19 protein-coding genes are annotated in these 22,094 nt (G+C 71.2%); 7 read left to right on the top strand and 12 right to left on the bottom strand.

Features of this window, described 5'->3' with window-relative positions:
- Positions 1-59 precede the first annotated feature (59 nt).
- From ACFY23_RS11605 to ACFY23_RS11560, 10 genes are all read right to left on the bottom strand, one after another.
- Positions 60-863 carry a sugar phosphate isomerase/epimerase family protein gene (locus ACFY23_RS11605; RefSeq protein ID WP_350819442.1) on the bottom strand — a complete coding sequence of 268 codons (804 nt, stop codon included), beginning with the start codon at positions 861-863 and terminating at the stop codon, positions 60-62.
- Entirely contained in the window at positions 860-2,011 is a 1,152-nt protein-coding gene (locus ACFY23_RS11600; RefSeq protein WP_350682659.1) for a DUF993 family protein, read from the bottom strand. Before ACFY23_RS11600 ends, ACFY23_RS11605 begins: the two co-directional genes overlap by 4 nt.
- A complete protein-coding gene (locus ACFY23_RS11595; protein WP_350682657.1) occupies positions 2,008-3,162 on the bottom strand; it encodes a Gfo/Idh/MocA family oxidoreductase in 1,155 nt (384 codons plus the stop codon). Before ACFY23_RS11595 ends, ACFY23_RS11600 begins: the two co-directional genes overlap by 4 nt.
- 110 nt (positions 3,163-3,272) lie before the next feature.
- A complete protein-coding gene (locus ACFY23_RS11590; RefSeq protein WP_350682655.1) occupies positions 3,273-5,360 on the bottom strand; it encodes a PQQ-dependent sugar dehydrogenase in 2,088 nt (695 codons plus the stop codon).
- A 37-nt stretch (positions 5,361-5,397) separates the two neighbouring features.
- Positions 5,398-6,354 (bottom strand): LamG-like jellyroll fold domain-containing protein, encoded by a 957-nt coding sequence (locus ACFY23_RS11585; RefSeq protein ID WP_350682653.1) that lies wholly within the window; start codon positions 6,352-6,354, stop codon positions 5,398-5,400.
- Between the two features lie 104 nt (positions 6,355-6,458).
- Positions 6,459-7,208, bottom strand: coding sequence for an ABC transporter ATP-binding protein (locus tag ACFY23_RS11580; protein WP_350682651.1), 750 nt, complete (start codon positions 7,206-7,208; stop codon positions 6,459-6,461).
- Positions 7,198-7,947, bottom strand: a complete 750-nt coding sequence (locus tag ACFY23_RS11575; RefSeq protein WP_350682649.1) for an ABC transporter ATP-binding protein — start codon at positions 7,945-7,947, stop codon at positions 7,198-7,200. The genes ACFY23_RS11580 and ACFY23_RS11575 overlap by 11 nt, the downstream gene beginning before the upstream one ends.
- Positions 7,944-9,107, bottom strand: coding sequence for a branched-chain amino acid ABC transporter permease (locus ACFY23_RS11570; protein ID WP_350682647.1), 1,164 nt, complete (start codon positions 9,105-9,107; stop codon positions 7,944-7,946). The genes ACFY23_RS11575 and ACFY23_RS11570 overlap by 4 nt, the downstream gene beginning before the upstream one ends.
- Positions 9,091-9,978 carry a branched-chain amino acid ABC transporter permease gene (locus ACFY23_RS11565; RefSeq protein WP_350682645.1) on the bottom strand — a complete coding sequence of 296 codons (888 nt, stop codon included), beginning with the start codon at positions 9,976-9,978 and terminating at the stop codon, positions 9,091-9,093. The genes ACFY23_RS11570 and ACFY23_RS11565 overlap by 17 nt, the downstream gene beginning before the upstream one ends.
- 6 nt (positions 9,979-9,984) lie before the next feature.
- On the bottom strand, positions 9,985-11,211 hold the full coding sequence (locus ACFY23_RS11560) for an amino acid ABC transporter substrate-binding protein (protein ID WP_350682643.1): 1,227 nt from the start codon (positions 11,209-11,211) through the stop codon (positions 9,985-9,987).
- A 117-nt stretch (positions 11,212-11,328) separates the two neighbouring features.
- Here ACFY23_RS11560 and ACFY23_RS11555 point away from each other — a divergent pair, with 117 nt between their 5' ends.
- Complete coding sequence (locus ACFY23_RS11555; RefSeq protein WP_350682641.1) at positions 11,329-12,435, top strand: LacI family DNA-binding transcriptional regulator; 1,107 nt, start codon at positions 11,329-11,331, stop codon at positions 12,433-12,435.
- Positions 12,436-12,554: 119 nt separating this feature from the next.
- Here the strand turns inward: ACFY23_RS11555 and ACFY23_RS11550 are convergent, their stop codons facing one another.
- Positions 12,555-13,049: a hypothetical protein gene (locus ACFY23_RS11550; RefSeq protein WP_350682639.1), complete on the bottom strand. Its 495-nt coding sequence runs from the start codon at positions 13,047-13,049 to the stop codon at positions 12,555-12,557.
- A gap of 721 nt (positions 13,050-13,770) precedes the next feature.
- On the opposite strand from ACFY23_RS11550, the gene rph reads away from it, so the two are divergent.
- Entirely contained in the window at positions 13,771-16,368 is a 2,598-nt protein-coding gene (gene rph, locus ACFY23_RS11545; protein WP_350682637.1) for a rifamycin-inactivating phosphotransferase, read from the top strand.
- 125 nt (positions 16,369-16,493) lie between these two features.
- On the opposite strand, the gene ACFY23_RS11540 is transcribed toward rph, so the two are convergent.
- Positions 16,494-17,162, bottom strand: coding sequence for a TetR/AcrR family transcriptional regulator (locus tag ACFY23_RS11540; RefSeq protein ID WP_350682635.1), 669 nt, complete (start codon positions 17,160-17,162; stop codon positions 16,494-16,496).
- Between the two features lie 92 nt (positions 17,163-17,254).
- Between ACFY23_RS11540 and ACFY23_RS11535 the strand changes: the two genes are divergently transcribed.
- From ACFY23_RS11535 to ACFY23_RS11515, 5 genes are all read left to right on the top strand, one after another.
- Positions 17,255-18,454 carry an FAD-dependent oxidoreductase gene (locus tag ACFY23_RS11535; protein ID WP_350682633.1) on the top strand — a complete coding sequence of 400 codons (1,200 nt, stop codon included), beginning with the start codon at positions 17,255-17,257 and terminating at the stop codon, positions 18,452-18,454.
- Positions 18,455-18,685: 231 nt separating this feature from the next.
- On the top strand, positions 18,686-18,955 hold the full coding sequence (locus tag ACFY23_RS11530; protein ID WP_350682631.1) for a metal-sensitive transcriptional regulator: 270 nt from the start codon (positions 18,686-18,688) through the stop codon (positions 18,953-18,955).
- A gap of 133 nt (positions 18,956-19,088) precedes the next feature.
- Positions 19,089-20,489, top strand: a complete 1,401-nt coding sequence (locus ACFY23_RS11525) for an MBL fold metallo-hydrolase (protein ID WP_350682629.1) — start codon at positions 19,089-19,091, stop codon at positions 20,487-20,489.
- Positions 20,490-20,604: 115 nt separating this feature from the next.
- Positions 20,605-21,204 carry a rhodanese-like domain-containing protein gene (locus tag ACFY23_RS11520; RefSeq protein ID WP_350682627.1) on the top strand — a complete coding sequence of 200 codons (600 nt, stop codon included), beginning with the start codon at positions 20,605-20,607 and terminating at the stop codon, positions 21,202-21,204.
- Positions 21,201-22,088, top strand: coding sequence for a sulfite exporter TauE/SafE family protein (locus tag ACFY23_RS11515; protein WP_350682625.1), 888 nt, complete (start codon positions 21,201-21,203; stop codon positions 22,086-22,088). The genes ACFY23_RS11520 and ACFY23_RS11515 overlap by 4 nt, the downstream gene beginning before the upstream one ends.
- Positions 22,089-22,094 lie beyond the last annotated feature (6 nt).

Raw genomic sequence — 22,094 nt, 5'->3', positions numbered from 1 at the left:
GGGCGGCATCCTGGACCTCACCGCCGCCCGCCGGTGTGATCGGGCGGTAGCGCGTCCGCTCAGGCAACGTGCGTGAGGTAGCCGGCGACGGCCTCGTCGAGCACCTCCCGGCCGGGCCGTGCCCATACCTGATCGGCGAAGACCTCCACCTCCACCGGTCCGGCGTAGCCGGCCGCGTCCACGGCCTCCCGGAAGCGGCGCAGCTCGACGCAGCCCGTGCCGGGCAGCCCCCGGCCGAGCAGCACCCCCGCCGGCAGCGGCGTCACCCAGTCGGCGATCTGGAAGCAGGCGATGCGTCTCTCCCGGCCGGCCCGCGCGATCTGCGCCCACACCTGGTCGTCCCACCAGAGGTGGTACGTGTCGACGACGACGCCCACCGTCTCCGCCGGATACGGCGCGACGAGGTCCAGGGCCTGACCGAGGCTGGCGACCACGCACCGGTCGGAGCAGAACATGGGGTGCAGCGGCTCCACGGCGAGCCGGACCCCCGCGGCCCTGGCGTACGGCACCAGCTCGCCGATCGCGTCCCGCACGTGCGCCCGGGCGCCGTCGATGTCCCGGCTGCCGTCGGGCAGGCCACCGGAGACCAGCACCAGCACCGGCGCGCCCACCGCCGCCGCCTCGTCGATGGCGCGCCGGTTCTCGTCGAGCCAGCCGGGAGCACTGAAGAACCCGCCGCGGCACAGCGACGTGACGGTCAGGCCCGCGTCCCGCACCAGCGCCGCGGCCGGCTCGACCCCGTAAGCGGCCAGATCCTCCCGCCACAGCCCCACCCTGAACACCCCGGCGTCGACGCACCCGGCGACGAGCTCCGGCAGTGGCCACCGCTTCGTCGTCGCCGAGTTGAGCGCGAACCGCTTCACTGCGCCACCCCCGCCGTGGTCATGAACGCTCGCGCGCGGTGCGCGGCCAGCTCGGCGTCGGGCAGCAGCCCGGCCGCGTCGGCCAGCCGCAGCAGCCGGCCCAGGTGCACCGGCGACCGTCCCGCTTGCAGACCACCGACCATCGTGAAGTGATCCTGGTGACCGGCGAGCCAGGCCAGGAACACGATGCCGGTCTTGTAGTAGAAGGTCGGGGCGTCGAACAGGTGCCGGGCGAGCGGCAGCGTGGACGCCAGGATCCGGTCGTACGTCGCCAGGTCACCGGCGTCCAGCGCGCGCAGCCCGGCGGCGGCCGGGGGCGCGATCGCGGCGAGGACGCCGAGCAGCGCGTCGGAGTGGCCCTCGCCGTCACCCCGGATCAGGGTCGGGTAGTTGAAGTCGTCGCCGGTGTAGAGCCGTACCCCCGCGGGCAGGCGCCGGCGCAGCGCGACCTCGAAGTCCTCGTCGAGCAGCGACAGCTTGACGCCGTCGACCCGGCTCGCGTGCGCGCCGATCAGCGCGACCACGGTGTCCGCGGCGCGCACCGGATCGACGTCGCCCCAGTAGCCGGCAAGGGCCGGGTCGAACGCCGGGCCGAGCCAGTGCAGCACCACCGGCCCGTCGGCGTCGGCCAGCAGCCGGCCGTAGACGTCGAGGTAGTCGGCGGCGGACCGGGCCGCGGCGGCCAGGTGGCGGCTGCACATGAGCACCGGCCGGGCGCCGGCGTCCTGCACGTCGGCGAGCTGCTCGGCGTACGCCTTGCGGATCTCGTCGAGCGTGGCCGGGCCGGCCGGCAGCTGGTCGGTGGCGACGCCCGCGCAGATCGTGCCGCCCTCGGCCCGGGCGGCCGCCGCCGAGCGCCGCACCAGCTCGCGCGCGGCCGGGTAGTCCAGGCCCATGCCACGCTGGGCGGTGTCCATCGCCTCGGCGACGCCGAACCCGTACGACCACAGATGCCGGCGGAACGCCAGGGTCGCGTCCCAGTCGACCGCGGCGGGCGCGCCCGGCACGTTCTCCGCGCGGGGATCGGCGACGACGTGCGCGGCGGCGTACGCGACCCGGCTGGTGAAGCGGGCGCCGGGCGTGACGTGCTCGCGCCCGGCCCCGGAGAGGGTGAGCGGCCCGTCGGGCAGGTTGACGGTCCGCGTCATGACCGCAGCTCCGTCACCTCGACACGCCGGCCCTCCCGCGCCGACCGCAGGCCCAGCTCGGCCAGCTGCACACCTCGCGCGCCGGCCCACAGATCCCAGGTGTACGGGGCGTCCTCGGCGACGTGCCGCAGGAACATCTCCCACTGCGCCTTGAAGCCGTTGTCGAACACCTCGTTGTCCGGCACCTCCTGCCACTGCGCGCGGAAGTCGTCGGTGGACGGCAGGTCCGGGTTCCAGACCGGCTTCGGGGTGGCGGCCCGGTGCTGGACGCGGCAGCGACGCAGGCCGGCGACTGCGCTGCCCTCGGTGCCGTCGACCTGGAACTCGACCAGCTCGTCGCGGTTCACCCGGACGGCCCAGGAGGAGTTGATCTGGGCGACGACGCCACCGTCCAGCTCGAAGATCGCGTACGCGGCGTCGTCGGCGGTCGCTTCGTAGGGCTGACCGTCCTCGGCCCACCGGCGCGGGATGTGGGTGGTGACGTGCGCCGTGACCGCCCGGACCGGCGCGAAGATCTGCTCCAGGACGTAGTGCCAGTGCGGGAACATGTCGACGACGATGCCGCCGCCGTCGGCGGCCCGGTAGTTCCAGCTCGGCCGCTGCGCCTCCTGCCAGTCGCCCTCGAAGACCCAGTAGCCGAACTCGCCGCGCACCGACAGGATCCGGCCGAAGAACCCGCCCCGCACGAGCCGGTCGAGCTTGCGCAGGCCGGGCAGGAAGAGCTTGTCCTGCACGACGCCGTGCCGTACCCCGGCCGCGTCGGCGGCGCGCGCCAACTCGACCGCGCCGTGCAGGGTGGTGGCGACGGGCTTCTCGGTGTAGATGTGCTTGCCCGCCGCGACGGCGAGCCCGATCGCCTTCTCCCGTTCGCTGGTGACCTGCGCGTCGAAGTAGATCGAGACGTCCGGTCGCGCCAGCGCGGCGTCCAGGTCGGTCGTCCAGTCGGTCAACCCGTGCCGGGCCGCGACGTCGCGCAGCTTGGCCTCGTTCCGCCCGACCAGGACGGGTTCCGGCCAGAGCCGGCTCCCGTCGCGCAGCGGTACGCCGCCCTGCTCGCGGATGGCCAGCAGCGACCGGACCAGGTGCTGCCGATAGCCCATCCGCCCGGTCACGCCGTTCATCACGATGCCGATCGGGACACGTGCCGTCATCGTCGCACCCTCCTCAGGGGTCATCTCCGGCACCCGGGCCGGCCGGGTGCCGCACACTGCCCGTCCCCGGCGGGGACGACGGGCCCGGCCGTCGTCCCCGCCGGACCGGTTCAGGCCGGGGTTCCGGTCACCGTCAGGTGACGCAGCCGGCCGATGTTGTCGAACGAGCCGAAGCCGACCCGCCCGGAGCCGAACGTGGTGTCCTTCGCGGTCATCAGCGGGTCCTTCTTGCCGTCCACGTAGACCGCGATCTCGCCGGTGGCCGGCAGGTGCACGACGCGCACCTTGTGCCAGTCGGCGTCGACGATCGCCGGGTTCGCGCCGCGCGACCGGCCGTTCCACTGGTAGTCGATGCGCTGCCGGTCGGCGTTGTTGACCTTGAAGATGCCGTTGTGCGGCAGGATCGTGTTGTCGGTCGACAGGTGGGCGTAGTAGAACTCGGTGTCCGAGCGCCAGCCGAAGACGATGATCACGTCGCGGTTGCTCACCTCGACCGGCGTGTCGAGCCGGACGTCGGCCTCGATCTCCACGGACGACCACTGCGGCCCGTCGGTCACCACCGCGTACTCGAACGGACGGCGCGGGCCGGGCCGGCTCACGCCCGCCTCGGCGAGGATCACCTCGTCACCGTCGAACTGCCACTTCGACGGGGTCACCGGCGCCCAACCGTCCGGGCCCGAGGGCTTGTGCAGCTTGGTGCCGCCGACGTCGCCACCGGCGAACTCCCGGGTTCCGGTCACCTTCCAGATCCTCCCGTTGGCCTTGGCGAGGAGGTAGAGCCCGCCGGCGGCGTCGGTGCCGAAACGCAGGTCGACCCGCTCCCGGTTGCCCGGGGCGCCGGGGCCGGAGAGGTCCTGCATGCGCACCGGCTCGCCGGCGGCGTTGAAGAGCGCGAGGCGGTGGATGGTGGCCAGGTCGTGGCCGCGCCGCATCTCGTGCGCCTCGGTGTAGAGAACCTGCCCGTCGACCAGATCACCGAAGACGTACTTGCCCTTCAGCGCGGGCAGCTCGTTGCCGCGGTAGACGAACCCGCCGGCCACCGCGACACCGACGTCGGAGGTGCAGTTCCAGCCGGGTGCCGGGTTGTGGTCGTACGCCGCGACCGGGTACGTGTAGCCGAAGTCGGCGTCGTTCGGCGGCAGCGGCAGGAGCTTGTCGCAGGCGCTGCCCGCCTTGTTGAAGACGAACGCGCCCTCCCGTTCGCTCCAGCCGAAGTTGTCACCGGCGCGCACCTCGTAGATCGCCTCGATGGCGTGCTCGCCGATGTGGCCGAGGAACATCCGTCCGGTGGCCGGGTCCCAGCTGAACCGGTGCGGGTCCCGGAAGCCGACCGCGTAGACCTCCCCCAGGGCGCCGGCCCGGCCGACGAACGGGTTGTCCGTCGGGATGCCGTACTGCCCGTTGGCCGAGTCGGTGCCCTGCGGGTCGATGCGCAGCAGCTTGCCGTGCACCATGCCCAGGTTCTGCGGCTCGGTGTTACGTACGCCGGTGCCGCCGTCGCCGACGGCCAGGTACAGCAGCCCGTAGTCACTCTGGCCGCGCTTCGCCGTCGGGTTGAAGTTGATCTCCTGGACGCCGTGGACCTGGCCGGCGAAGCCGATCCGCAGCACCTCGCGCCGGCTGCCGGCGAACGTGTCGGCGGCCGGGTCGGTGGCCGTCCACTCGGTGATCACCCCGTGGAAGATGGCGTTGGCCTGGGCGTAGTCCGGCGTCTTGGTGGCCAGCGACGCCTGTTCGGTGTGGATGGTGTAGAAGCGGCCGTTGGTGCCGAACTCTGGGTGGAACGCGACGTAGCCGAAGCCCTGGCCGAGCCCGCGGCCGGAGAAGAACTGCGGCGCGAACGTGTCGGCGACGTCCAGGTAGACGTGCGGCACGCCGTCCCTGACCAGGTAGAGGTGGCCGTTGAGGTCCGGCACGGCACGCCGGCCGGAGCCGTCGGGCAGCTCCATGATGGTGTTGATGCGGGCGGTACGCATGAGCCGCTGGTCGGTCGGCGCCGGGGTGGGGAACGACTGCGGGAAGCTGGCGTACTCGGTCAGGACCAGTCCGAGCCGGGACTGGCTGGGCATCTCGACGACCGGATCGTGGACGGGGTCGGCGGCGCGGGCGGGGCCGCCGACCAGGGTGGACAGGACGAGGGTGGCGGCGGTCAGCCCGGCCGTCAGCGCGGATCTGCGGGTCTTGCGGATGCTGCGCACGCGGGTCTCCCTTCCGGTGAGGCGGTGCGGAGGGTGGTCAGCGGGCCATGTAGCGGTACTGCTTCTCGACGTCGGACGCCGAGACGACGGTGTCGAGGAACATCAGGGCGTCCATGCGGCAGTCGCACGGGTTCCGCTCCAGCGTGTCCTGCGGGAAGCTCCCGCCGATCTTGATGCCTCGCGGGTCCGAGGCGGTGGTGACGTGCGGGCCGGGGCCGGACACGCGCCACGGGTCGTCGGTGCGGGTGTAGAAGCCGTCCACCGGCTGGCCGTTGCGGTAGAGCGCCAGGGTGCCGGTGTTGAAGTCGAAGGTGGCCGCGAGGTGGACCCACTCCCCCTTCGGCAGCAGCGTCCGCCAGTCCTCGCTCGCCGCGAAGGTCTGCGAGTTGCCCCCGTCGAGGCGCCGGCCGAGCGCGACCAGCCGCAGTTCGCCGTTGACGTCGATGAGTTCCAGCAGCGCCCGGACGCCGTGGCCGTCCGAGTCGCCGGTCAGCACGCCGGCCAGCCCGATCGCGTTGAACCGGTCGGCCGGGTTGGTGGTGGTGGAGTTGAGCGCCGGGGCGTCCATCTCCATTTTGAACCAGCCCATCACGGTGGTGCCCTGGGTGCCGGCGAAGGGGCGCAGGGTGCGTACGCCGCTGGCGGACCAGGTGCCGGCCTTCCAGTCGTCGTTGCCGGCCTGGGCGGGGTTCACCTGCCGGGTGTGCAGGGCGTTGCCGCTGCCCGGGTAGGCGCGCTCGGGCACGCGCATGTCGGCGCCGCCGTTGACGAGTTCGATCTCGGTGCCGGAGCGGCCCAGGTCCCGCTCGAGCGCCGCGTCGCCCTCCGCCGGGTGGTCGAAGTCGTAGAGGGCGACCAGGCTCGATCGCAGGTGGGGATGGACGTCGCGCGGGTTGCTCCGATCCGCCTGGGCCGGTGGTGCCCCGGCGCCCGCCAGCACACCGGTCGCCAGCACGGCGGCGGTGGCGACGACGAGCCGTCTCGTTCTGGTCATCGCGATACACCTCGTTTCCGCTCCGGCGGGAGCACGCAACCGCTTTCGAAAGCGCTTACGTGCTCACGCTCCAACTCTGTGTGCCGCTGTCACGTCGGGGTCTGTTACCGCTTCGGCGGTGCCGTCGGCTCGGCGGGCCGTCCGCCGAGGTACAGCTCGCCGAGCTGCGGGTCGGCCAACAGTTGCGGCGCCGGCCCGGAGATGTGCACGCGCCCGAGGTCGAGCACGCAGCCGAGGTCGGCCGTCTCCAGCGCCCGCCGGGCGTTCTGCTCCACGAGCAGCACCGCCGTACCGGCGTCGCGCATTCGCACGACCTGTTCGAACACGGTGGTCGTCGCCTTCGGGTCCAGCCCCATGGACGGCTCGTCGAGGAGCACGACCTTGGGGTTGACCATGAGCGACCGGGCGAACTCCACCTGCTTCTGCTGGCCGCCGGAGAGCAGTCCGGCCAGCGAGTTCCAGCGCTGCGCGACGACCGGGAAGACCTCCTTGACGAAGGCCGTCCGTTCGGCGATCAGCGCCTTGTCCTTCAACGTGTAGCCGCCCAGCAGCACGTTCTCCGCCACGGTCATCTCGCGGAAGACGCTGTGCCCCTGCAGGACGTGCGCGACGCCGGAGGCGAGCATCCGCTGCGGCCCCTGGCCGGTCACGTCCACGCCGCCGACGAGGATCCTCCCGGAGCGGGGCCTGAGCAGCCCGCTGGCGACCTTCAGGACGGTGGACTTCCCGGCGCCGTTGGGGCCGACCAGGCAGACGATCTGGCCCGCGGGCACCGAGACGGTCAGGCCGCGCAGCACCGGCGCGGCGCGCCCGTAGCCGGCCTGGATGTCGACGAGTTCGATTTCAGACGCCAAGGTAGGCCCCCAGGACGCGTTCGTCGGAGCGGATGAGCGACGGCGGGCCCTCGGCGATCGGGCGGCCGCGGTCGAACACCACGATGTGGTCGCTGACGCTCATCACGAGGTCCATGTTGTGCTCGACGATCACGAACGTGCGCCCCTCGGCGTTGAGTTCGCGGACCAGGGTGCCGATCCGGTCCAGCAGCGCCGGGTTGACGCCGCCGGCCGGCTCGTCGAGCAGGACGGTTTCCGGGTCGCTCATCAGCACACCGGCGAGTTCCAGCAGCTTCTGCTGGCCCCAGGACATGTTGCGCGCCTCCACGTCGGCCAGGTGCTCGATGCCGAGGCGGGTGAGCCAGCCCCGGGCACGGTCGACCTCCGCGTGGGCGCGGGCGCCGCGCAGCAGGCCGGTCAGGCCGGTCGGGCGCACCGCCGCGAGGACGTTGTCCAGCGCCGTCATCCGGGGAAAGACGCGGCACAGCTGGAACGTACGGCCGACGCCGGCGTGGACGATGCGGTGCGGGGCCGCGCCGGTGATGTTCCGCCCGCCGTAGGTGACCTGCCCGCCGTCCGGCCGGATCATCCCGGTGACGCAGTTGAAGAAGGTCGTCTTGCCCGACCCGTTCGGCCCGATCAGCGCGTTGACCTTGCCGTGCTGGAACTCGACGGTCGCCCCGTCGAGCGCCACCACGCCACCGAACGCCTTGGTGAGCCCGGCGGTGGCCAGACCTCGTACCCCGCGCATGCCGCTCATGCCCGCTCCTCCGTCGACTGGGCCCGCGCACCGGCGGTGCCGGCGGCGGCGTCCACCGGTTCCCGGGCGGGCGGCGGGCCGGTGGCCGAGGCGCGCTGCTCGCGCAGCTGCGCGGCCGTGATTTCGCGGATCGAGTTCTGCGCCGGCCGCATCCGGCCGAGCAGGGAGCCGATCGCCGGCAGCACGCCGTCGGGCATGAAGAGCACGACCAGCGCGAGCAGCAGACCCGTCGCGACCAGGTGCAGCTGGGTGTCGCCGAACTCCACCTTGAAGTACTCCAGCCCGATGCCGACCACCAGCGCGCCGATCAGCGGGCCGAACAGGTTCCGGACGCCGCCGAGCAGCGCCATCAGCACCAGGTACGAGCCGGTGAGGATGGAGAACTGGAACACCGGGTCGAGGTCACCGAACCAGAGCGCGTAGAGCCCGCCGCCCAGGGCGGTGAACCCCGCCGAGACCACGAACACCACCAGCTTGTACGCGAAGGTCGGGGTGCCCAGCGCCTCCGCCTTGTCCTCGTCCTCCCGGATGGCCTTCAGCCCGAGGCCGAACCGGGAGCGGTCGATGACCCACCAGGCCAGCAGGGCCAGCGCGAGCAGGCCGGTGAACAGGTAGTAGAACGCCCGGTGGTGCTCCGGACGGAGCAGGTCCGGGAACGGGCGCGGCACGACCAGACCACGCGACCCTCCGGTGAGCGACGCCCAGCTCTGGAAGACCAGCAGCAGGATCAGCACCAGCGCGATCGAGACGATGACGAACGACGCGCCACGGACCCGCAGCGCGGCGAAGCCGATCGGTACGGCGAGAGCGGCCGCCAGCAGGGCCGCCACCACGAGGGCCACGAAGCTCGGCAGGCCGGCCTTCGTGACCAGCAGGGCGGTCCCGTAGCCGCCGAGCCCGGCGAGGGCGCCGTGGCCGAGGGAGATGTACCCGGTGAACCCACCGACGAAGTTCCACGACGTCGAGAGCACCGCGTAGTTGAGCACCACGACGCCCGCCGAGAGGATGTACGGGTTGGGTGCCAGGGCCGGGAAGGCCAGCACCGCCGCGGCGAGCAGCACGATCGCCGCCACCTGGAGGACCCGGTCGAGGCTGCGCCGCGCGGTCACCGCCCCGGCCGGCGCGACGGCCACCGTCGTCGGGTCAGAAGCGCTGGGCAAGGCGACCTCCGAAGAAACCTTGTGGCCGGAACGCCAGCGTCGCGAACAGGGCCAGGTAGAAGATGGTCTGCGCCCAGGTCGTGCCGAGCGGGATCTGTAGCAGGCTCTGCAGCATGCCGAGCACCATCGCGGCCATCGCGGCACCGGGTACGCTGCCCAGCCCGCCCACCACGATGATGGCCATCAGCGGGCCGATCCAGTGCCAGTGCAGCGACGGGTAGATGGTCGTGTCGAGGGCCAGGGCCGTGCCGCCGACGGCCGCGGTGGCGAGGCCGAGGCCGAAGCCGTACCCGGCCACCCGCTCGGTCTCGATGCCCACCAGCCGCGCCGCGTCGCGGTGCTGGATGGTGGCCCGCAGGGCCCAGCCGAAGGTGGTCTTCTTCATCAGCAGGTAGAGGGTGAGCAGGGCGACGGCGGCGAGGCCGAACGCGATCAGCTTGACCACCGCGACCCGGGCACCGAAGATCCCGAAGCTCGCCGAGCCGTAGCCGAGCTGGATCCGCCGCTGGGTGCCGCTGAACGCGTAGCCGAGCAGACCCTCGATGACGACCGCGATCGCGAAGGTCAGCAGCACCGACATCATGGTCAGCGTGACCGGGCGCAGCCGGGCCAGGAGCAGCCGCTGCAGCAGGACGCCGCTGGCGAAGAAGAGCGGCACGGTGGCGATCATCGACAGCAGCGGATCGATACCCAGCCGGGTGTGGGACCACCAGGCGAGGTACGCGGCGAGGATGAGGAACGCCGAGTGGGCGATCATCACGACCCGCATGATTCCGAAGTAGAGGGTGAGTCCCGCTGCCAGGAGGGCGTAGAGCCCTCCCAGCAGCAGACCCAGGATGATGCTCTGGAAGAGCAAGGCACCGGAGGGCATGTCGTCCTACCAGGCCGGCTTCGGGTAGACGAGGCCGGTCTCCTTGGCGTCGGCCGGCAGCACGATCTGGATCTTGCCGCCCACCCACTGCTGGATCATGTGGGCGCCCTTGGGCTTGCCCGTCTCGTCCCAGGAGAGCGGGCCGACCACCGTCTCCACGGTGTTGCCGCGAACCCACTCGACCAACTTCTTCTGACACTCACCCTGCTCGGCGCAGCCGGCCGCGGTGACCGCCGCCGCGACGACCTGCCCGGTCGTGTACGCGTTGGCCTCGTCCTCCTCCGGCGGCGAGCCGAACTGCGCGGTGTACTTCTCGACGAACTCCTTGTTGCTCGGGTACGGCGCGTCCTGCGTGTACCCGGTCGGCGAGAGGATCCCCTCGGTCTTGTTGCCGATCGCCGCGGCGAACTCGGGGTTCGTCGGGGCGGTGGAGAAGGCGGCCAGCTTCGGCTGGTACCTGAGCTGCTGGAGGGCGACGATCAGGTTCACGCCGTCCTGGTACTGCGAGCCGCCCACCACGATGTCGGCCTTGGACGACGCGATCTTCGCGGCGATGCTGCCGAAGTCGGTGGTGTTCGGCGGGTAGACCTCGTCGACGACGGTGCGGACGCCACCCGCTTCGAGCTTCTCCTTCAGTCCGTACGCCGTGCCCTGCGCGAACGGGTCGTCCATGGCGGCATATGCCGCGGTCTTCGGCCGCTGGTCGGGCGGCAGTGCCAGGATGTACTCGGCCAGGTGGTTGTAGTGGTCGTTCGCCACCGCCGGGGCGGCGTAGAACAGGTTCTTGAAGCCCTGCTCGAAGACCTCCTTCGCCGCGCCCGCCGGTTCGACGAAGAGCATGCCGTACTCCTCGGCGACCCGGGCCGCGGGCACGACGAGGCGGGTCGAGAACGGGCCCACCACGAGGTCCACGTTGTCCTTGCCGATCAGCTGCTCGTAGTCGGCGACCACACGGTCCGCGTTCGACTGGTCGTCGAGGATCTTCAGCTCGACCTTGCGGCCCAGGAGACCGCCCTTGTCATTGGTGATCTTGGCCCAGGCCTCGTAGCCGCGCTGGACACCCTTGCCCGGTTCGGAGAAGTCCCCGGTCAGGGGAAGGGAGATCCCCACGACGATCGGATCGTCGGCGTCGGAGGAGCCCCCGCCACCGCCGCCGCCACAGGCCGTGAGCGCGAGGGTGAGGCTCGCGCCGAGTGCTGTCATCCACTGGATTCGCTTCAAACGGGTTGTCATCCCGAGACGCTCCTTTGCCGGGACGGAAGCGCTTGCGAAAGCGCTTTCGTAGACTAGGCTGTGTCTTGCGTCACTGGCAATAGCTCAGATGACATCGATGTTTCCAGGGAGTTGCCGATGCCCAGGCCAGGCCCGAGACTGCGTCTGATCGACGTGGCGGAGCGCGCGGGCGTCTCTCTGGCGACCGCGTCCCGCGCCCTCGCCGGACGGGAAGGGGTCAGCGAGGAGGTCGCGGGGCGCGTCCGGCAGGTCGCCCAGGAGCTGGGGTACGTCGCCAACCCGTACGCCCGCACCCTCGCCGGCGGCGCGAGCTCGACGGTCGGGCTGGTCGTGCACCAGGTCGACGACCCCTACTTCTCGGAGATCGCCGGCGGGGTCATCCAGGTGGCCGCCGAGGAGGGGCTGCTGGTGCAGATCTGCCACTCCGGCCGGGACCCGGACGCGGAGCTACGGCAGCTGCGCCACCTCATCGCGCAGCGGGTCGGGATCATCCTGATCGCCGGATCGGGCTATGACGACGCCCGGATCGAGGCCGAGGCCCGCGCGGAGCTCGCGGAGTTCCAGAGCCAGGGCGGCCGGGTCGCCGTCATCGGCCGGCACGCCCTCGGCGTCGACGCGGTCCTGCCCGACAACGAGGCCGGCGGCCGCGCCCTCGCCGAGCACCTGCTGGACCTCGGGCACCGCCACATCGCCGTCGCAGCCGGCACGGCCGGGCTCACCACCGTCGCCGACCGGCTCGCCGGCGTGGCGACCGCCCTGCGGCAGCGCGGGCTCTCCCTCGACGGCCTTCCCGTCGTGCACTGCGACTTCACCCGCGACGGCGGCCGGGTCGCCGCCGAACGGATCCTGCGCGACCATCCCCGCACCACCGCGATCATCGCGCTCAACGACGCGATGGCCATCGGCGTGCTGTCGACGCTGCGGGCGCACCGCATCCCCGTGCCCGAGCGGATGTCGGTCGTCGGGTTCGACGACGTCTCCGTCGCCGCCGACCTCGCCCCCAGCCTCACCACCATCCGGCTGCCGATGACGGACATGGGCCGGATGGCGCTGTCGCTCGCGCTCAAGCCCCGGTCGACCCGCCCCCGCCGCCGGTCGACCGGCCACCTCCTGGTGGTACGCGACTCGTCGGGGCCCGTCCCCACGGTACTGCCGGCGAGCCGCGCCGACGGCGACCACACCGAGGCCGGCGACCTGAGTGGAGCCGCCGGGCCCGTCCGCTGAGACCCTCCGCCGCCAGCGTGGCGACCGGCTGCTGGTCGCTCCGTCGCCGACCGTCACCGGCGTCTACGGGTTTCCGGCCGAGCGGACTGCGGCGATCGCCGTGACCACGATCAGGATGATCAACAGTTCGGGCAGTCGAGTGGCGTCGGCGCCTCTGGGAAGTCCTCGCGTCCCTCCAGCCAGCCGGAGAGCCGTTCAGCCAGGGTGAGGTCCTCGGGAAACAGGGCATGTTCAAGGCAGCGGACGTTCGGATCCCAGCCCCACATGCGGCCCTCGGGCGTGCCGAAGTCGACCAGGGACCAGATCGCGCAGCCCCAGGCCAGCAGGGGAACAACCGAGGCGGGGTGATTTGGGCGCTCGCACCAGCTCAGGTACTCCTCCAACAGCCGACCGCTGTCGCTGAAGCTGTAGGTCGTGTCGGTGAGGGACAAGGCCTCACCCCCGCGGCCGAAACCGCCGTCGGCGACGTCGAGGTAGATCCGTTTGAGCAGCGCAGGCATCGAATGCCCGACCGCGTCTTCCAGCTCGGCCACGGCTTCAGGCGGTGCGGGTGGTGGCAGCTCACCGGCAGGTGTCTGCTCGCGGATCCGCTGGATGATCCCATCGCCGGTCATGGCGGCATTGATAGCAGCTACCGCCGTCGCTACTACTGGAAGGTCGCCCTGCGCGCGGGGTTCGAGAAGGCAGCGGTCGAAGGTGGGCATCGACTGTGGGCCGAGCGACAACGACTTGGCGGAGCTGGCCAGCTTGCTCCAGCGTGATCCAGGCGATGCCGCATCGCATACAAGTCGTGAGGAGAATGGGGGCGCGCTCACGTTCGGGTTTTGCCGAAGAAAGGGAAGACGTCTCGCCCGCGGCTTATCCGTAAACCGATTCGACATCCTGCTGGGCCGACGATGTGTACCGCTGTTCGCGCCATGCCACCGCTTCCACAAGGGCTTCAGGCCGCAGCGGACAACAACGAAGTCAACGATCCCACTTTAACGTATATCGCACCGGGGGGCTTGCCGCAAGACCCGGGGCTTACCGCAGAATCGTCGGCCGGGCCCAAAAAACGGACGAGGAAATGGGCACGACGCGCGTGCGTTGTTGACGACCCGTGGGAGGTGCGATGACGCCGAACCGCTGGTCGCGTTCGGGGTGCGATTGCGACGGATCGACGTGGAGATGTGGGCGTGCGCGCCGTCTGAATGGGCGGAGCGGCCAGCCGACCATCACAGGGGGAAGGCAGGGAGAGATGAGGACAACCCCAGAAGGTGGGACCGAGTTCGAGACGCGGGTGATCCGCCCGCTCGGTGACGTGCGGCGCAGGACGGCTGCCTCGGAGGTATCGCGATGATCGAGCAGTACGTGTTGGGTCTCCAAGAGGTCAACGAGACACAGGTCGCGATCGTTGGCGGCAAGGGCGCGCACCTGGGGGCGTTATCGCGGATCGACGGCATCCGGGTGCCGGCTGGCTTTTGCGTGACGACGGACGCCTTCCGGCGGATCATGGCCGAAGCGCCGTCGATCGACGGCAGGCTCGATCAGCTGTCGCGCCTCAAGCCGGACGACCGGGAGACGATCCGTGCGCTCAGTGCGGAGATCCGCCGGACCATCGAAGCGATCGTCCTCCCCGACGACGTGGCGGCAGCCATCACCCGGGCTCTCACCCCGCTGGGTGAGCGAGCTGCCTACGCCGTCCGGTCCAGCGCGACGGCAGAAGACCTGCCGACGGCCTCCTTCGCGGGGCAGCAGGACACGTACCTGAACATCGTGGGGCCGGCGGCGATCCTCCAACACGTCAGCCGGTGCTGGGCCTCGCTGTTCACCGAGCGGGCCGTGACCTACCGTCAGCGCAACGGCATCGACCACCGCGCGGTCCACATGGCCGTCGTCGTGCAGAAGATGGTGTTCCCGCAGGCGGCCGGCGTCCTGTTCACGGCCGACCCCGTCACGTCCAACCGGAAGGTCGCCTCTGTGGAGGCCAGCTTCGGCCTCGGCGAGGCTCTGGTCTCCGGGCTGGTGAACGCGGACGCCTACAGGGTGCGCGACGGTCAGATCATCGACAAGGCGATCGCCACCAAGCGGCTTGCCATCCACGCCCTGCCGGCCGGCGGGACGGAGGAACAGGCGGTCGACTCGCAGCGGCAGGAGCAGCCGGCGCTGACCGATGCACAGGTCGTGCGGCTGGTGCAGCTGGGCCGGCGGATCGAGGCCCACTTCGGCCACCCTCAGGACATCGAATGGTGCCTGGTCGACGGTGACTTCCAGATCGTCCAGAGCCGGCCGATCACCACGCTGTTCCCCGTCCCCGAGGCCGGCGACGGAGCCAACCACGTCTACGTATCCGTCGGTCACCAGCAGATGATGACGGACCCCATGAAGCCCCTGGGGCTTTCCGTGTGGAAGCTGACGGCCCTCGCGCCGATGTGCGACGCCGGTGGAAGGCTGTTCGTCGACGTCACCCGAGCCCTGGCAACGCCGGCGAGCCGCGCCGGCCTGCTGGAGATGGCGGGGAGGTCCGATCCACTGACCAGGAAAGCGCTGGAGACCGTCATCGGCCGCGGCTTCATCCCGTCGCTGCCCGATCAGGGTCCGGCAGGGCCGCCTGGTGGTCGCGGCGCCCCCGAACCGGTCGAGACCGACCCGGCCATCGTCACCGACCTGATCGAACGCAGCCAAGCCTCCATCGCCACCTTGCAGCGCGACATCGCGACGAAATCGGGGCCGGCGCTGTTCGAGTTCCTCCTGGCGTCCTTCGAGGAGCACAAGCGGGCCATCGGCGATCCGCGCAGCATGCAGGCGATCATGGCGGGGATGGAAGCGTCGTGGTGGCTCAACGAGCAGCTGCAGGCGTGGCTGGGCGAAAAGAACGCGGCCGACACGCTCACGTTGTCCGCGCCGCACAACGTCACGTCGGAGATGGGGCTGGCGCTCCTGGACGTCGCCGACGCCATCCGCCCGCATCCGGAGGTGGTGACCTTCCTGCGGGCGGTCGAGGACGAAGGCTTCCTGGATGACCTGGCCGAGCTCCCGGGCGGCCAGGAAGCGCGAGACGCCATCCGGACCTACCTCGACAGGTACGGCATGCGCTGCGTCGGGGAAATCGACATCACGAGGCCGCGCTGGAGCGAACGCCCCACCACGCTCGTGCCCGTCATCCTCGACAACATCAGGAACTTCGAGCCGGGCGCTCGCGAGCGGCGCTTCGAGCGAGGACGCCAGGAGGCGGAGAAGAAGGAACGGGAGGTCCTGGAGCGCCTGCGGGCCCTGCCCGACGGGGAGCGGAAAGCCGAAGAAACCAAGCGGATGATCGACCGGGTCCGGACCTTCATCGGGTACCGCGAGTATCCGAAGTACGACATCGTCAGCCGCTACTTCGTCTACAAGCAGGCCCTGCTGAAAGAGGCCGAACGCCTCGTGCAGGCCAACGTGCTCCGGGAGAAGGAAGACAGCTTCTACCTGACGTTCCAGGAGCTGCACGACGTCGCGCGCACGAACCAGGCGGATGACCAGCTCATCCGGCAGCGCAAGGACGCGTTCAGGTCGTATCAAGCGCTCACACCGCCCCGGGTGCTCACGTCGGAAGGGGAAGGTATCTCCGGAACGCACCGACGAGACGATGTGCCGCACGGCGCGCTGGTCGGCCTCCCGGTTTCCGGTGGAATCGTCGAGGGGCGAGCTCGCGTCATCTCGGACATGTCCGAGGCCGATCTCGCACCAGGCGACATCCTGGTCACCGCCTACACCGACCCGAGCTGGTCACCCCTGTTCGTCGTGGTTGAGGGGTTGGTGACCGAGGCGGGCGGCCTCATGACCCACGGGGCGGTGGTCGCTCGGGAGTACGGCCTGCCCGCCGTCGTCGGTGTGGAGCATGCGACCAAGCTCATCCGGGATGGGCAGCGGATTCGCGTGCACGGAACCGAAGGGTACGTCGAGATCCTGCCTTGACTCCCGTCGACCGGGAGGGTCATCCGATGAAGACCGTGTTGTAGTCGGCCGAACCAGTCGCGCGCGGGATGCGCCCGCACTCATGACCGGGGCTTCCGCGTCGCGGTTCGACGCGCGTATCGATGTCACCGCCCGGGGTCGGGCGCCCGGCCGGGACGGCTGGCGGAAGCCGCTGCACGGGCGCCCACGGCGGGACGAGGTTCTCGCGCCGGGCTGAAGACGCCGGCGCGCAGGGCCGCGGCGGTCGCGGCGGCGGCACGTCGGGCGAACTCCTCGTCGATGGGTTCGTCGACGACGAGCAGCCGCAGGAAGAAGGGCGCGCCCAGGACCTCGATCGCGGCCCGGGCATCGGTGCCCTCAGCCAGTTCGCCGCGGGCGACGGCGTGGTCGACGACGGCCTCGGCCAGGCCGAACCGTTCGGCGAAGAAGCCGCGGACAACCTGCGCGGCGCGCGGGTTGCGGGGCGCGGCCGCGGCCAGGGCCGTGATCAGCTCGCCGGGTTCGCCGGTCATGCCGCGCCGGATCAGCAACGCCAGTTCCTCGAGGTCGGTGTCGAGGTCGCCGGTGTCCGGGATCGGGACGACCTCGCTGGCGTACTCGCTGAGCAGATCGCCGAGGACGCCCTCCAGGTCGGTCCACCGGCGGTAGACCGACGTCTTGTTGACGCCGGCCGCCTGGGCGATCCGTTCGACGGTCAGCTCGGCGTACCCGTCGGCGAGGAGGCCACGGGCGGCCGTGAGGACCGCGGCCCGGACGCGGGCGCTGCGCCCGCCCGGTCGCTGGCTGGCAGACATCGGACACCTCCTTTAACGCACCGGCTGTTGCGTTACATCGTCCCATCATGACAGACTCAGAAAGCAACACGAGTTGCGATTAGGGAGGATCCATGAAGACCACCGTCTGCGTCGTCGGCGGCGGGCCCGCGGGGCTCGTCCTGGGGCTGCTGCTCGCCCGGCAGGGAGTGGAGGTCACCGTGCTGGAGAAGCACGCCGACTTCCTCCGGGACTTCCGCGGCGACACGGTGCACCCCTCCACACTGAACATGCTCGACGAGATCGGGCTCGGCGAACGGATGGCGGGGCTGCCCGGGCGCAAGGCCGACGCGTTGCGCGTCACCTTCGACGACGGCACCTACACCGTCGCGGACTTCACGCGCCTGCCGACGCCACACAACTACCTGTACTTCGTTCCCCAGTGGGACTTCCTGGAGATGCTCGCGACCGAGGCGGCGAGGTTCCCCACCTTCACGCTGCTTCGCTCCACCACCGTGACGGGCCTGCTCCGCGACCCATCCGGCACCGTCACCGGCGTACGCGCCGTCAGCCCGGAGGGCGAACTGGAGATCGAGGCGTCGCTCACCGTCGCCTGCGACGGCCGTGATTCGGTGGTACGCCGGGAGCTCGGCCTGCGGCCGGTCGACTACAGCGCGCCCATGGACGTGCTGTGGTTCCGGATCTCGCGCCGGGCAGACGACGGCGACGGCCTGGCGATGCGGGTCGGCGCCGGCGGGCTGATGCTCGCCATCGACCGCGGCGACTACTACCAGTGCGCCTACGTCATCGCCAAGGGCGGTTACGAGACGATCCGCGCGGCCGGGCTGGAGGCGCTGCGGGAACAGGTGACCCGGCGGCATCCCGTCCTCGCCGACCGGGTCGGCGAGCTCGCCACCTGGGACGACGTCAAGCTGCTGACGGTGAAGGTCAACCGGCTGCAGCGCTGGCACGCGCCCGGCGCGCTGCTCATCGGCGACGCCGCACACGCCATGTCCCCGATCGGCGGCGTCGGCATCAACCTGGCGGTGCAGGACGCCGCGGCCACCGCCCGGATGCTGGGTCCGAACCTCGCCGCCGGGCAGCCGGTCACCGAAGCCGATCTCGCCGCGGTGCAGAAGCGTCGGCACGTGCCGACGGTGCTGACGCAGAACATCCAGCGCGCCGCGCAGCGGCGCATCGTCGACCCGCTGCTGCACGCCACCGGCCGCATCGACGCCCCGGCGCCGATGCGCCTGGCGAGACGGTTCCCGGCGCTACAGGCCCTCCCCGCCCGGCTGGTCGGCATCGGCGTACGCCCCGAACACGTGCGCTGACCCACCGTCCGGACAACCGGGCGGAGACGGGATCCGCCACGACGGCGACGGAGCCGCCGATCACCGCCGGACATGTCCAACTGGCCGGCTGCCCTCAGCTTGCCCAGCAGCACCTCGTGCCGGCGTTGCCACACGCGGGCGCCGTTCCAGCCAGTCCCACAACCTGCGCCAGCGGCCATCCCGGCATACCCCCGGGGGTACATGCTACGGTGGGATGCGGAGGTGGATGGAGTGAAGTTGCGTCCGGAAATGACCGGGGAGGCACTGACCCGCCTGAAGCGAGCGCGGGGGCAGCTCAACGCGGTCATCGAGATGATGGAGAGCGGCCAGGACTGCCGTGAGGCCCTGACCCAGCTTGCTGCGGTGTCGAAGGCGATCGACCGCGCGGGCTTCAAGATCATCGCCTCTGGCATGCGGCACTGCTCCGGCGCCCGCGACCGGGGCGAGGAGCCGGAGATGACCGAAGAGGAACTGGAGAAGTTGTTCCTGGCTCTGGCGTGATCCGCCGGGGCTGACGCTAAACATCCCGGCGGCGGACACGCCGCCGGGACGTGCGCGTGTTTGATTTCGATCAAGGGTGACGACTGTCCCCTACATACCCCCCGGGGTATGAAATAGCGGAAGGAGCAGACGGATGGCGGTGCAGGTGTCGGTCATCGCGACCTCGTCTCTGGGTGACCGCAGTTACCTGGCGACGGACGGCCGGGTGGCGGTGGTGGTGGATCCGCAGCGCGACATCGACCGGGTCATGTACCTCGCGGGTGAGAAGGGCGTGCGGATCACTCACGTGGTCGAGACGCACATCCACAACGACTACGTTTCCGGCGGCCTGGAACTGGCCCGGTTGACCGGCGCGGAGTACCTGGTCTCGGGCCACGACGAGGTGGGCTTCGACCGGGTGCCGGTGTCCGACGGTGACGAGGTGACGGTGTCCGAGGGGCTGCGGCTGCGGGTCGTCGGCACTCCCGGACACACCTTCCACCACCTGTCGTACGTGCTCGACGAGGCCACCGACGGCGGCTGGTCCCCGGCCGGCGTGTTCACCGGCGGGTCCCTGCTGTTCGGCACGACCGGCCGTACCGACCTGCTCGGCCAGCAGCACGCACACGAACTGGCCCACCACCAGTACGCGTCCGCGCGGAAGCTGGCCGACCTGCTGCCCGACGGCGCACAGGTGTGGCCCACCCACGGCTTCGGCAGCTTCTGCTCGGCCAGTCAGGCCGACGCGCCCGAGTCGACCATTGGCCGGGAGAGGCAGGCCAACGCGGTCCTGCGGCTGGCCGCCGACGACTTCGTCCGGGAGACGCTGGCCGGGTTGGACGCCTATCCGGCGTACTACGCCCACATGGGCGTGGTCAACACCACCGGCCCGGCACCGGTCGACCTCACCCCGGTGACCCGCGCCGACGCCGCCGAACTGCGCCGCCGGATCACCGCCGGCGAGTGGGTGGTCGACCTGCGCCACCGCAAGGCGTACGCCGCCTCGCACCTGGCCGGCACCGTCAGCCTCGGGCTCGACGGGCCGATGTCCACGTGGCTCGGCTGGCTGATCGACCGGGGAGTGCCGATCACCCTGCTGGCGGAGACGGCGGAGCAGGTGGCCGACGCCCAGCGGGAACTGGCCCGCATCGGCGTCGACCGGCCCGCCGCACAGGCCACCGGCGCACCCGAGCAGTGGGCCACCGACCCGTCAGACCTGCGAAAGCTGACCGTTGCCGACTTCCCTGCCCTCGCCGCCGCGCAGGGCGGGAACACCCCGGCCAGGCTTCCCGACCCGCACGTCGTCCTCGACGTGCGGATGACCAACGAGTGGAAGGCCGGCCGCATCGACGGCGCCGTGCACATCCCGCTACCCGACCTGCCCCAGCGGCTCCACGAGGTGCCCACCGGGACGGTCTGGGTGCACTGCGGCTCCGGGTACCGCGCCACCGCCGCCGCGTCCCTGCTGGCCAACGCCGGCCGCGACGTCGTCCTGATCGACGACATGTTCGGCCGGGCCGAGCAGGCCGGCGTCCGGATGGCTGCCGCCGCCTGACTGGCCCGCTCACGTGCCGCTGCCGTACGGCACCGGCACGACGGCGCCTACCACCGTGCGGGGCCCAATCAGCGGCCCGCGCCCGTACCGAAGTGACTCCATGAAAGGGACGAACATGACCACGACCCCGACCGCCCCTCGGACGATCGACGCCGCGACGCTGCGCGAGCTGGTCGACTCCGGCCGCACGCCGCGCCTGCTCGACGTCCGCACGCCCGGCGAATTCGAGGCCTTCCACATCCCCGGCTCCTACAACGTGCCGCTGGACCTGCTCAGGGAGCACCGCGAGGAACTGCGCCGTCACCTCGACGAGGACGTGGTGCTCATCTGCCGCTCCGGCGCCCGCGCGGCCCAGGCCGAACAGGCGCTCGCCGGCGCCGGCCTGCCCAATCTCAAGGTCCTCACCGGTGGGGTCATGGCCTGGCAGGCAGCCCACGCCCCGATCGCGCAGGGCAAGCCCCGATGGGACCTGGAGCGCCAGGTCCGCCTGGTCGCCGGTTCCATCGTGCTGGTCAGCGTGCTCGGATCCGTGTTCGTCCCCCAGGTGAAGTGGGTCGCCGGCTTCATCGGCGCCGGGCTCACGTTCGCCGCGGTCACCAACACCTGCGCGATGGGCATGCTGCTCGGCAAGCTCCCCTACAACCGGGGCGCGAGCTGCGACCTGGACACCGTCGTCGGCCAACTGAGGGCAGGGCGGCCCGGGCGGCGGGCATGACCGGCGGCCTCGCGCTGACCGTCGGGCTGGCCGTGCTGATCGGGATCAGCCTCGGCCTGCTCGGCGGTGGCGGCTCGATCCTGGCGGTGCCGCTGCTGGTCTACTCCGCCGACCTGCCGGCGAAGGAGGCCATCGCCACCTCGCTGCTGGTCGTCGGCGTCACCAGCGCGTTCGGTGTGCTGCCACACGCCCGGGCCGGGCGCATCCGGTGGCGCACCGGGCTGGTCTTCGGCCTGTCCGGCATGACCGGCGCGTACGCTGGCGGCCGGCTCGCCGAGCTCATTCCGGCCGGGGTGCTGCTGACCGGCTTCGCGCTGATGATGCTCGCCACCGCCGCCGCGATGATCCGAGGCGGGCGCGGCGCCGAGGGCCGGAGCGTGCCGCACGAGCTTCCCGTGCTCCGGGTGGTCCTCGACGGTGTCGTGGTCGGCCTCGTCACCGGCCTGGTCGGCGCGGGCGGCGGTTTCCTGGTGGTGCCGGCCCTGGCCCTGCTCGGTGGTCTGCCGATGCCGGTCGCCGTGGGCACCTCGCTGGTGGTCATCGCGATGAAGTCCTTCGCCGGCCTGGCCGGCTACCTGTCCAGCGTCAGGATCGACTGGGGGTTGGCCGTCGCGGTGACCGCCGCGGCCGTGGCCGGCAGCCTGCTCGGTGGCCGGCTCGCCGGCCGGATCCCGGAGGACGTGCTGCGTAGGGCGTTCGGTTGGTTCGTCGTGGTGATGGGCGTCTTCGTCCTCGCCCAGCAGGTGCCCGACGAGGTGCCGACCGCCCCGTTGCTGTGGGTCGCGCTCGGCCTGGCCGCTGTGGCGGCGATCATCGTCGCCGTTCGGCGGGACCGACGGCGGGATCGCCACGCCGGTGAGGTCCTGGGGGCCCGAGGCCGCTGAACCCGG

This window comes from Micromonospora sp. NPDC000121, assembly GCF_042899165.1.
In the GTDB taxonomy this organism is placed as follows: Bacteria; Actinomycetota; Actinomycetes; order Mycobacteriales; family Micromonosporaceae; genus Micromonospora.
This window is presented reverse-complemented; position numbering and strand designations above follow the sequence as displayed.

Coding starts and splice junctions, on each gene's coding strand:
- ACFY23_RS11575 (WP_350682649.1), bottom strand. CDS start 7,947: ATGAGCGGCATGCGCGGGGTACGAGGTCTGGCCACCGCCGGGCTCACC.
- ACFY23_RS11585 (WP_350682653.1), bottom strand. CDS start 6,354: ATGACCAGAACGAGACGGCTCGTCGTCGCCACCGCCGCCGTGCTGGCG.
- rph (WP_350682637.1), top strand. CDS start 13,771: ATGATCGAGCAGTACGTGTTGGGTCTCCAAGAGGTCAACGAGACACAG.
- ACFY23_RS11535 (WP_350682633.1), top strand. CDS start 17,255: ATGAAGACCACCGTCTGCGTCGTCGGCGGCGGGCCCGCGGGGCTCGTC.
- ACFY23_RS11540 (WP_350682635.1), bottom strand. CDS start 17,162: ATGTCTGCCAGCCAGCGACCGGGCGGGCGCAGCGCCCGCGTCCGGGCC.
- ACFY23_RS11550 (WP_350682639.1), bottom strand. CDS start 13,049: ATGACCGGCGATGGGATCATCCAGCGGATCCGCGAGCAGACACCTGCC.
- ACFY23_RS11515 (WP_350682625.1), top strand. CDS start 21,201: ATGACCGGCGGCCTCGCGCTGACCGTCGGGCTGGCCGTGCTGATCGGG.
- ACFY23_RS11525 (WP_350682629.1), top strand. CDS start 19,089: ATGGCGGTGCAGGTGTCGGTCATCGCGACCTCGTCTCTGGGTGACCGC.
- ACFY23_RS11560 (WP_350682643.1), bottom strand. CDS start 11,211: ATGACAACCCGTTTGAAGCGAATCCAGTGGATGACAGCACTCGGCGCG.
- ACFY23_RS11595 (WP_350682657.1), bottom strand. CDS start 3,162: ATGACGGCACGTGTCCCGATCGGCATCGTGATGAACGGCGTGACCGGG.
- ACFY23_RS11555 (WP_350682641.1), top strand. CDS start 11,329: ATGCCCAGGCCAGGCCCGAGACTGCGTCTGATCGACGTGGCGGAGCGC.
- ACFY23_RS11565 (WP_350682645.1), bottom strand. CDS start 9,978: ATGCCCTCCGGTGCCTTGCTCTTCCAGAGCATCATCCTGGGTCTGCTG.
- ACFY23_RS11520 (WP_350682627.1), top strand. CDS start 20,605: ATGACCACGACCCCGACCGCCCCTCGGACGATCGACGCCGCGACGCTG.
- ACFY23_RS11600 (WP_350682659.1), bottom strand. CDS start 2,011: ATGACGCGGACCGTCAACCTGCCCGACGGGCCGCTCACCCTCTCCGGG.